The organism is Hymenobacter segetis, assembly GCF_038448715.1.
In the GTDB taxonomy this organism is placed as follows: domain Bacteria; phylum Bacteroidota; class Bacteroidia; order Cytophagales; family Hymenobacteraceae; genus Hymenobacter; species Hymenobacter segetis.
Window position 1 is genome coordinate 19,418 of the sequence record NZ_JBCEVZ010000059.1, and the last position, 9,612, is coordinate 29,029.

10 protein-coding genes are annotated in these 9,612 nt (G+C 61.9%); 7 read left to right on the forward strand and 3 right to left on the reverse strand.

What is annotated here, in order from left to right:
* Position 1: 1 nt before the first annotated feature.
* A complete protein-coding gene (locus tag AAFH49_RS18210; RefSeq protein ID WP_342300426.1) occupies positions 2 to 682 on the forward strand; it encodes a hypothetical protein in 681 nt (226 codons plus the stop codon).
* 46 nt (positions 683 to 728) lie between these two features.
* Here AAFH49_RS18210 and ruvC read toward each other — a convergent pair whose 3' ends face one another.
* Complete coding sequence (gene ruvC, locus AAFH49_RS18215; RefSeq protein ID WP_342300428.1) at positions 729 to 1,367, reverse strand: crossover junction endodeoxyribonuclease RuvC; 639 nt, start codon at positions 1,365 to 1,367, stop codon at positions 729 to 731.
* A 144-nt stretch (positions 1,368 to 1,511) separates the two neighbouring features.
* Between ruvC and AAFH49_RS18220 the strand changes: the two genes are divergently transcribed.
* From AAFH49_RS18220 to AAFH49_RS18245, 6 genes are all read left to right on the forward strand, one after another.
* Complete coding sequence (locus AAFH49_RS18220) at positions 1,512 to 2,471, forward strand: lysylphosphatidylglycerol synthase domain-containing protein (RefSeq protein WP_342300429.1); 960 nt, start codon at positions 1,512 to 1,514, stop codon at positions 2,469 to 2,471.
* A complete protein-coding gene (locus AAFH49_RS18225; protein WP_342300430.1) occupies positions 2,468 to 3,658 on the forward strand; it encodes a glycosyltransferase in 1,191 nt (396 codons plus the stop codon). The genes AAFH49_RS18220 and AAFH49_RS18225 overlap by 4 nt, the downstream gene beginning before the upstream one ends.
* Positions 3,659 to 3,761: 103 nt before the next feature.
* Positions 3,762 to 4,280: a c-type cytochrome gene (locus AAFH49_RS18230; RefSeq protein WP_342300432.1), complete on the forward strand. Its 519-nt coding sequence runs from the start codon at positions 3,762 to 3,764 to the stop codon at positions 4,278 to 4,280.
* Positions 4,281 to 4,337: 57 nt separating this feature from the next.
* Complete coding sequence (locus AAFH49_RS18235) at positions 4,338 to 4,595, forward strand: hypothetical protein (RefSeq protein ID WP_198070155.1); 258 nt, start codon at positions 4,338 to 4,340, stop codon at positions 4,593 to 4,595.
* An 8-nt stretch (positions 4,596 to 4,603) separates the two neighbouring features.
* On the forward strand, positions 4,604 to 5,794 hold the full coding sequence (locus tag AAFH49_RS18240; RefSeq protein WP_342300434.1) for an ABC transporter permease: 1,191 nt from the start codon (positions 4,604 to 4,606) through the stop codon (positions 5,792 to 5,794).
* A 48-nt stretch (positions 5,795 to 5,842) separates the two neighbouring features.
* On the forward strand, positions 5,843 to 7,147 hold the full coding sequence (locus AAFH49_RS18245) for a PP2C family protein-serine/threonine phosphatase (RefSeq protein WP_342300435.1): 1,305 nt from the start codon (positions 5,843 to 5,845) through the stop codon (positions 7,145 to 7,147).
* A gap of 136 nt (positions 7,148 to 7,283) precedes the next feature.
* Here the strand turns inward: AAFH49_RS18245 and AAFH49_RS18250 are convergent, their stop codons facing one another.
* Entirely contained in the window at positions 7,284 to 8,807 is a 1,524-nt protein-coding gene (locus AAFH49_RS18250; RefSeq protein WP_342300437.1) for an O-antigen ligase family protein, read from the reverse strand.
* Between the two features lie 8 nt (positions 8,808 to 8,815).
* On the reverse strand, positions 8,816 to 9,612 hold a 797-nt coding region (locus tag AAFH49_RS18255; RefSeq protein ID WP_342300438.1), incomplete at its 5' end, for a GumC domain-containing protein.

The following is a 9,612-nucleotide window of genomic DNA, read 5'->3' on the forward strand; positions in this document are numbered from 1 at the left end:
TATGCAGCTATCTAGTGTGCTACAAAGATTATTGAAGCTTGCAAAAAATCTGATTAGCGGTAATCCTGATTTGAGTGGGAAAGCTAATGACTACATGAATCCACTGCCTGAGTTAGTGAAAGGCCTTGAATTATTAAAGCCGTTTCTCACAAAGCAAGGTTTTAAATTTGATAACTATGAAAACGATAAAGGGTCAGGTGGGCAATTTACAATAGCGACTTTCACCAATGGCAACAAAAAATTTGTCATTGGCTATAGATTCTCTATTGGTTATGTAATTTATCAATACTGTGATTATACAGTTAATCATAGTTACTATCTGGACGGACTTGGCTATGCTGAGCAAAAACAATTTCCAGGCTTCCAATCAGAAGATAAGCTGCGGCCTTTTCGCTACATATTACATGACTTCGATTTTTTGATTAATGACTTTTTTGCTGGCGACTGCTCTGAATTAAAAATCATTGCTAAACAGCAAAAAGAGTCAATAGAAGAATGTAATCGCAATGCACAGGAAGAATATAAATACCATCACGATAAACTGAATATTTACAAAGCAAGGCAGGAATTCAAGGATAAGAATTACAAAACCAGCCTTACTATCTATAATGAGATTGAGTATCCGGAAATTCTATCTGACTTTGATAGGAAGGCCATTTCCTATTGCAAAAACCACTTATAAGTTGGGTAACTGCTCAAAGCTATAAATTTGAAAAAAGCACTGTCGCCTACGATTTCGCCGGCGCTTTTTTCTTGCCCGTGCTGGCTCCCAGCCGCTCGGGGTTATCGGCCAGGAACTTGCCCCAGCTTTTGCCGCCGCTCACGGTGATGTTGTTGCCCTTCTGGTAGTGGTGGCACAGGGCCACGGCCAGGGCATCGGTGGCATCCAGAAAGGTGCTGGCTTCGGCGATGGGCGGCAGCGTGAGGGTCTGGCGCAGCATGTGGGCCACCTGCTCCTTGGTGGAATTGCCGGAGCCCGTGACGGACTGCTTCACCTTGGTGGGCGCGTACTCCACGTATGGAATCTGGCGGCTGAGGGCGGCCGCAATGGCCACGCCCTGCGCCCGGCCCAGCTTGAGCATGCTCTGCACGTTGACGCCGAAAAACGGAGCTTCGATGGCCAGCTCGTCGGGCAGGTACTCGTCGATGAGCTCCAGCATGCGGTCGAAAATCCGCTTTAGCTTTACGGCGTGATTCGAGCCCAGGGCCTTCATATTGATAACGTCGTAGCACAGCACGTCCACGCGCTGGCCGCGCACCTCAATCAGGGCGTAGCCCATAATCTGGGTGCCGGGGTCGACGCCCATAATGATTTTGGGCAGCAAATCCGGGGCGGGAGCGGGGCGGGGGCGAAGGGGGGCAGGCATCTTACACAAAGTTACGACCCCGGGCAGGGCGAAGCGCCCGCACCGGCCGTTTCTTCGGCAGCCGCTGCTTCTACTCCACGCCCAGGCCGGGGCAATGGCCCTGACGAGCCCGAAAACCGCCGTGCCCGGCAGTGGAAACGCATTGTGTTCTGGGGCAAAATCGGCGTCACGCTGCTCACGCTGGGGCTGCTGTATAATTCCATTTTCGCCGCGCCCGATACGGCGGCGGCCTGGCGGCACCTGCTCAGCACCACGCTCAGCGGGGCAGGGCGCGCGCCGGTGCTGCTGGCCCTGGCCCTGGTGCCCGCCAACTGGGGCCTGGAGGCCTGGAAGTGGTACCGCCTGGCCCGGCACCTGGAGCCCGTCACGTTCGGGCGTAGCTTCCGGGCGGTGCTGGTGGGTCTCACGCTGGGCTTCGCCACCCCCAACCGCGTGGGCGACTACGCCGGCCGCATCATCGAGCTCAAAAGCCGTCGCGTGAGTGCGCTGGGGGCGGTTTTTCTGGGGCGCTACTGCCAGCTGGTGGCCACGGTGCTGGCGGGCGTGGCGGGGCTGCTCTACTTCCTGCTGAAATTTTACCTGAATGGCTACCCGGCGGCCGGGCTGGGCGTGGCGGCCTCGGCGCTGCTGCTGAGCGGGCTGGTGCTGGTGCCGCTGTACCGCTCGCGGCTGCTGCTGGCGGCGCTGGGCGTGTGGCGGCCGTTGCGGCGGTTTCGGCCGGCGCTGGCCATTATGCCCACGTATCCGGCCACGGCGCTGCACGCGGTGCTGGCCATTTCGGGGCTGCGCTACGCGGTGTTTTGCGCGCAGTTTATGCTGCTGCTGGCGGCGTATGGCGTGGGCGGGCCGCTGGGGCCGGGGCTGGCCGCTGTGGCGGGCACGTTCTTTTTGAAGTCGCTGGTGCCCTCGCTCAACGCCCTGGCCGATGTGGGCGTGCGGGAGCTGTCAGCCACGCATTTGTTTGGGCTGCTGGGGCAGCCGGCGCTACCGGTGCTCTCGGCCAGTCTGAGCTTGTGGGTCATCAATATTGCCCTGCCCAGCGCGGCCGGCCTGCTGCTGGTGCCCGGCCTGCGGGTGCTGCGCGAGAAGCGCGCCGGGAAATGATGACAGTGGTTGGAATAGGGCTGCTGGTGCTGCCGGCGCTGTACGCGGCGCTGATGGGGTGGCTGCGCGGCGGGTGGGGCGCTTCGCTTAAAGAAGAATCAGGAATGAGGAATGAGGAATCGGCACTATCCGCGAATTCTTCATTCCTCATTCCTGATTATTCATTAAGCGAAGCGCCGACTTTCTCCGTCCTCATCGCCGCCCGCAACGAAGCCTCAACCCTTCCCCAACTCCTGCGCGACCTCGCCGCCCAAACCCTGCCCACCGCCCGCTTCGAAGTCCTCATCGCCGACGACCATTCCACCGACTCCACCGCCGCGCTGGTAACTGCCGCCGCCCGAGAAACCGGTTTCGCCCTGCGCCTCATCGAGCTGCCCGCCGCCGAAACTGGCAAAAAAGCCGCCCTGCTCACGGCCCTGCCCGCCGCCCGCGCCCCCTGGCTGGTGTGCACCGATGCCGACTGCCGCCTCGGCCCCGGGTGGCTGGCGGCCTACGCGGCTCTGCTGCACCAACAGCCGCAGGCCAATTTCATCAGCGGCCCGGTGCTGCTTACGGGGCCGGATTCGCTTTTCATGACCCTCATGGGGCTGGAATTCGCCGGACTGGTGGGCGTGGGCGCGGCCTGCCTGGCCCGCCAGCAGCCCACCATGTGCAACGGGGCCAACCTAGCCTACCGCCGCGCCACCTTCGAGGCCGTGGGCGGCTTTGCGGATAACGCCCACCTCGCCAGCGGCGACGACGAGTTTCTGCTCCACAAAATCCACGCGGCTTTTCCCGGCACGGCGCATTTCCTGACCAATGCCGCCGCCATAGCCCGCACGGCCGCGCCCGATTCGTTGCGGGCGCTGCTGCGGCAGCGGGTACGCTGGGCCAGCAAGTGGCGGCACTACCAAAGCGCAGCTTCGCGCAACCTGGCCCTGCTGGTGCTGGGAGCCAATGTGGCCCTGGCCGCCGGGGCCGTAGCCCTACTGAAGTGGCCCGGCCTCTGGCCCTGGGTGCTGGCGGCGTGGCTGCTCAAGCTGGGCGGCGATGCGTGGCTGCTGAGCCCGGTGCTGCGGTTTTTCGGGCGGCGCAAGTGGCTGTGGGGGCTGCTGCCGCTGCAGCTGCTGTACGCGCCGTATGCGCTGGCGGTGGGAGCGGCCGGCTGGCGCGGTGGCTACGAGTGGAAGGGGCGGGCCGTGCGGTAGGCTAGGGCATTATTGGGCCTGAAAATCAACGCCAAAAAATACTCTCTCGCGGGCTTGGAAGGTAAATTTGCCGCACATATATTCCACCTAAGCCCAACGTGTTATGCGCTTCAATTCGGTTGGTTTCGCCCTTTCAGTCGGCATGCTGTTGATAGTCGTGCTCATTGGTTTCACCTTGTTGAGCGCCGCCGGGCTGGTGGGCTTTGCAGCCGATGAAGTTAAAGTTGCTCAATGTGGAGTGGGAGGTCCATCTGATGATGTAAACCCACGCGAACTGACTGCAGAAAAGACAATGACATCAGCCGGCTCAGAGTCGGCCGAAGTAGCTGCCGGCCATACACTTTTTAACAATAATTGCGCCCAGTGCCACGCGGTGGGCGAGCAGGTAGTGGGGCCGGCTTTGGGCGGCCTGACCAAGCGCCGGCCCATTAGCTGGATTTTGCCATGGGTAAAGAATTCGAGTAAAGTAGTAGCTAGCGGCGACGAGTACGCGATTACCCTGTTCAATAAGTACAACAAGCAGCAAATGCCCTCCTTTGCCCTCTCTGACAAAGAAATTACATCGATTGTGGTTTATATCACCTCGACAGAAGGCCAGTATTTGCAAGTAGTGGTTAATTAAAAGCAATGCCCGAACCGGGCTTACATTTGCCCAAATCCCAGCCCGCCGCTTCTCCCCGTGACTGACCCCGAATTCGACCTGCTCGACGAACTGTACTTCGTCACCCCGTTCCGCACGCTGCTCCAGAAAACCGGCCTGCCCGCCGCCGAACTCGAAGACCAGCTCCGCACCTTGCTGGAGCAGGGCCTCATCCGCAGCTACTGGCCCGACCCCGACACCGAGTTGGCCTACGAAACCACGTCCTTCGGGGCCATTGCCCGCGACGCGTCCTACCTGGCCTCGAAGGAAGGCCTGCTGCAACACAACACCCGCTAACGGTGGCGATGACGGCAGTATCGGCAGCGCCCCCCACCACTGCGGCCGCCGCCCGGCCGCCCGGCTACTACGTGCGCCAGCGCCTGTGGCAAAACCGCCCAGCCGTGGCCGGGCTGGCCTTTATTGCCCTGTGCACGCTGGTGGCGCTGCTGGGCTACTGGGTGCTGCCCGACAACTCGCCCAACGCCAACCACGGCTTCGTCCAGATTCAGAAGGAGCGGCCCGGCCTGCGCGTGCTGCTGCTGCGCCAGCCCTTGCCCGACTCGGCCCGCACTGGCCTGGCCCCGGCCAATATCCTCAGCACCTGGCTGCGCGGCCGCGAGCCCGAAGTGCAGGAAACGCCCATCGGCGGCTACCAGTTTTCCGGCGATTCCATCATCCTGAAACCCCTGGGCCAGCACTCCGCCGAGGCTGGTCGGCGTCGCCGCCTAGCGCTGGCTACCGTGGTGGGCCACGCCGGCCCGGCGGCCGACTTGCAGCGTGAAGTAAAAGCCAGCCACCTCATCACCCGCACCTATGCGCTGGGCACCGACAAAGCCGGGCGCGACGAGCTGAGCCGGCTGCTGCTGGGTACGCGCATCTCGCTGGGCATTGGCTTGGTGGCGGTGCTGATTTCGGTGGTGCTGGGCATGGCCGTGGGCGCGGTGGCCGGCTACTTTGGCGGCTGGGTCGATTCCGTTTTGCTGGGTGTGATGACTGTGGTGTGGAGCATTCCCGGCATCATGCTGGTTATTGCTATTTCGCTGGCGCTGGACAGTAAGGGCGTGTGGGTCAGCTTTGTGGCGGTGGGCCTGACCATGTGGGTAGACGTGGCCCGCGTGGTGCGCGGCCAGATGCTCAGCCTGCGTTCGGCCACCTTTGTGGAGGCCGGCCGGGTGCTGGGGCTGCCTACGTCGCGCCTTATTGCACGGCACCTGCTACCCAATATGCGCGGGCCACTCATCGTGTTGGCCACCAGTAATTTTGCCTCCGCTATCTTGCTTGAAGCCGGCCTGAGTTTCCTGGGTTTGGGCGTGCAGCCACCGGCCCCCAGCTGGGGCCTGATGGTGAAGGAAGGCTACGATTTGCTCGGTACTGAGGCTGGCCTGTGGCTCACGCTGCTGCCCGGCACGGCCATTTCGCTGCTCGTGCTCAGCTTCAACCTGCTTGGCAACGGCCTGCGCGATGCCTACGACCCCAAAACGCCCGTAGCAGTGTAAGTTTGTGGTCCCGCGCCCGCATTTCCGGCGTATTGCTTACCTTGCTGCATGCCTGCTGTCGCTCCCAATTCTCCCACCGAACCACTGGCAAATTCTGCCGCCGAGCTCGCCGCGCGCGATGAGCAGCTTAAGCAACTCCGACGCCAGCTGCAACTCAAACAGTTCGAGCTGGATACGGTGCTGGGCGTGGCCCACGACATGACCGCCCGCGACCACTCCGTGGATGAGTTGTATCACATGTTGCGGCTCACCCTCCAGGGCCAGCGCAACGTGGTGCAGCTGGTGCTGTTTGCCCGCGAAGACCACCATTTTCGTGCCCGCCTCGCGCTGGGCACCGACCTGGCCACAACTGAAAAACTTACGCTTTCGGCCGCGTTGCTCGAGGGGGAAGTGAAGGAGCCACAAGCCGTGGAAGACCTGCTGCTCGGGCCGGCCTGGGACAAATACGAGTTAGTGCTGCCCATTCTGCGGCAGCGCCAGGTGGTTGCCTATGTCTTCGTAGGCGGCGTGCGCTCCGATTTCGACCGCCAGCAGCTCATTCCCTTCCTCACCTCGCTGGCCAACACGCTGATGGGGGCCGTGGAAAACCGCCGCCTCCAGGCCCAGCGCGTGGCCGATGCCGCCGTGCGCAAGGAAATCGAAATTGCCCAGGAAGTGCAGGCCATGCTTTTCCCGCGCAAGCTGCCCAACGATGCCGACCTGGCCATCGAGCGCAGCTACGTGCCGCACACCGAAATCGGGGGCGATTATTACGACGTGGTCGACATCGACGCTGACCGGCTGCTGCTGTGCGTGGCCGACGTGAGCGGCAAGGGCGTACCGGCCTCGCTGCTCATGTCGAACTTCCAGGCGGGGCTGCGCACGCTGCTGCGCCAGGGCGTGCCGCTGGCCACCATCGTGCCCGAGCTCAACCACTTGCTGTTCCGCAACTCGGGCGGCGAGAAGTTTATCACCGCCTTTCTGGGCATCTACGACCGCCGCACCCGCCGCCTGCAATACGTGAACGCCGGCCACAACGACCCGCTGCTGCTGGCCGACAACGGCACCGTGACCACGCTGAAAGACGGCACCGTGATGCTCGGCATTATGGAAGAATTGCCGCTGCTGCGAGTGGGCGAAATCGCAATACCGCACCAGTCGCTGCTGCTGCTCTACACCGACGGCCTCACCGAAGTATTCGACGCCGACAACAACGAATTCGGCGAAGAAGGCGTGCTGGCCGTGCTGCACCGCAGCCGCTACCTGCCGCTACCCAAGCTGCACCAGGAACTGCTGCGCAGCATCAATGCCTTCAGCGCCCACAACGCGCAGTTCGCCGATGATGTGACGATTCTCAGTTGCCGATTTAAGTAAGCTCCGCCTGTCATTGCGAGTGGAGCGCAGCGGAACGCGGCAATCCGTCCTGTCAAAATTAGAAACTGCCTTTTACCAGAAAGCCCCATCTCTGTACTAGAGTTGGGGCTTTCTGGTAAAAGAGCTGTGTCACATCTTAGGGTTGGTCGCTGAGAACAGGACGGATTGCCGCGTTGCGCTCCGCTTCACTCGCAATGACAGCCGGCGCTTCTGCACCCGCCTCCAGCCACGACTGCGCCCGCACCAGTAGCGCCAAGCAGATAAAGAATACCGGCCCAATTTTGTCCACTTCCACCAGCTCATTCAGCGTGAGATGGAAGATGATGACCACCAGCGACATTGTAGCGGCCAGCACCACGCGGCGCACTTCGGGCTGCGAACGGGAGCGGTGGTAGAGGTTTTCGGCGAATAATAACGACGTGGCTATCAGCGTGACGAAAAGCAGGAAGCCCGGTATTCCCTGCTCGGCCAGCTGAAGCAGGAAGTAGTTGTGAGTCGTGGATTTCTCGGGGTTGTCGCTCACGTAGGTGCGGAAGCTCTTCACCGTGTAGCGCTTGTATTCGGGATAGAAAGTGGCCGCGCCGCTGCCGGTGATGGGCTTGTCGCCAATCATGCGGGCGGCGGCCACCCAGCGGTACACCCGCTCCATGCCCGACACGTCTTGTAGCTTGTAGGTGGCTTCGAGGTGCTTCTCGAAGTTCTGACCGTTGAACACCGTGCGCTCGTAGTTGGGCGCAAATTCCATGTACCGGTCGCCGGTCACCACGTAGGCCACGCTCAGCGTCACGCCCACGGCCACGGCCAGCAGCACCACCCGCGTGAGGCGCAGGCGCATTGCCAGGTAAAACAGTCCCGCGATGGGCAGCGACAGGATGGAAGCCCGCGTGTAGGACGTGAGCAGGCCAAACAGCACAATGCCCAGCCCCACGCGCCACGCCAGCCGCGCGCCGCCCCGGCTGGTGGCCTGACTAGCAAACCAGGCAAACGGCACCAGCAGCGCCAGCATGGCCGCATAAATCACGTGGTTGCGAAAAAACGGGTGCAGCGCCCAGTTGATTTCGGCAAAGCTGAAACCCTTGGTGGCGTGGCGGCTGGCCACGTACAGCACGCTCAGGGCGGCCCCGGCCACGTACACGGCCGCAAAGCGCCAGGTGTCATTCGGCCGCCGCACAATCAGCAGCGTGCCCAGCAGGAAAGGCACGATGTACCACACCTTGGCCAGCAAATACTTGAAGGACTTGAGCGCAGCAACCGAAAACAACAGGTCGACGGCCGTCCACAGCAGCATCAGGGCCAGGATTACCAGCAGCGGGTTCAGTAGCTCGCGGCGCGGGATGTGGCCCACGCCCAGCATCAGGGCCCCCAGCACGCACGCCGTGAGTACCAGCATCAGCGGCTCGGAGGGCACGTCCATGCTCAAGCCGCCAAACAGGCCAATTTCCTGCGAAAAAGGCAGCACGAAGAACAACAGGTAGTAGAGCCAGCGCCATTCGACCAGGGCCACCAGCACGCCGATAGCCAGCAGCGCCGGTAGGAACAAAGCCGGCAGCTGGGCCAGCGCCGCCGCCGCGCCACCGGCCAGCAACAGCCCCACAAACCCCATAAAGAGGAGCTGGGGCGTATCAAAAGACCGCCAGAGCTGGCCCAGCCGCTCGTTCACGGGCGGGTTCACGCCGGGCGCACGGCCCCGGGCCGGTTGTAGCGGTACAGCTCCAGCAGCGCGATGAACACAATCGAAAGCGCGAAGGTGAGCAGCATGGAACCCAGCACGATGAGCGAGCGCACGGGTTTGAATTTCTTGGTGGCCGGGTAAGCCTTCTGCACCAGGTACACGCTCGAAAGCCGACCCTTGATGCTGAGCTCCGCCGTTTCATAAGCCGAACGGGCGGCAATGAGGCGGCTCTGCAGGTCGGCCACGCGGGTCGTGAACATGGCCAGCGAGTCGGTGCCTGCCACGTAGCTTTCCAGGTTGATGAGGTTGCCGCCGTCGGCGCGGGTCAGGCCGCGCAGGCTGCGCTTGAGGCCGGCCACGTCGCCGCCGCTGGCTTCGGCCTTGCGCAGGGCGGCCTCGGTCTCAATGAGTTGCTTCACCATGTAGCGGCCCTGCATTTCAAGCCCGAAGATGCCGTAGCGGTGGCGGGCCCCCACCAGCTCGCGGCGGCTGCGCTCGTAGCTGGTGCTCAGATAATCGTAGCGCTGACGGTAGAGATTGAGCACCTGACGGCGGTTTTCCAGCGTCAGCTGCTGGTTCACCGAGTCGATGACCTGCACCAAGGTATTGGCGATGCGGGCGGCCAGGTTTTTATCCTTGTCGATGAAGGTGAGTTCGATGGCGTCGCGTTCGTTGTGCACGATGTCGAGGTTGCTGGTGAATTCGCTCAGCACGGCGTTATCGGCCACATCATCGCCGGGCGTGCCGGCCTTGTAATGTTCGTGTAGCTTGAATTTCTTGATGACCAGCTCGG

What these genes read in the sequence shown, in the direction of transcription:
- AAFH49_RS18230 (WP_342300432.1), top strand. Translation starts at nt 3,762, where the DNA reads ATGCGCTTCAATTCGGTTGGTTTCGCCCTTTCAGTCGGCATGCTGTTG.
- AAFH49_RS18225 (WP_342300430.1), top strand. Translation starts at nt 2,468, where the DNA reads ATGATGACAGTGGTTGGAATAGGGCTGCTGGTGCTGCCGGCGCTGTAC.
- AAFH49_RS18245 (WP_342300435.1), top strand. Translation starts at nt 5,843, where the DNA reads ATGCCTGCTGTCGCTCCCAATTCTCCCACCGAACCACTGGCAAATTCT.
- AAFH49_RS18210 (WP_342300426.1), top strand. Translation starts at nt 2, where the DNA reads ATGCAGCTATCTAGTGTGCTACAAAGATTATTGAAGCTTGCAAAAAAT.
- ruvC (WP_342300428.1), bottom strand. Translation starts at nt 1,367, where the DNA reads ATGCCTGCCCCCCTTCGCCCCCGCCCCGCTCCCGCCCCGGATTTGCTG.
- AAFH49_RS18240 (WP_342300434.1), top strand. Translation starts at nt 4,604, where the DNA reads ATGACGGCAGTATCGGCAGCGCCCCCCACCACTGCGGCCGCCGCCCGG.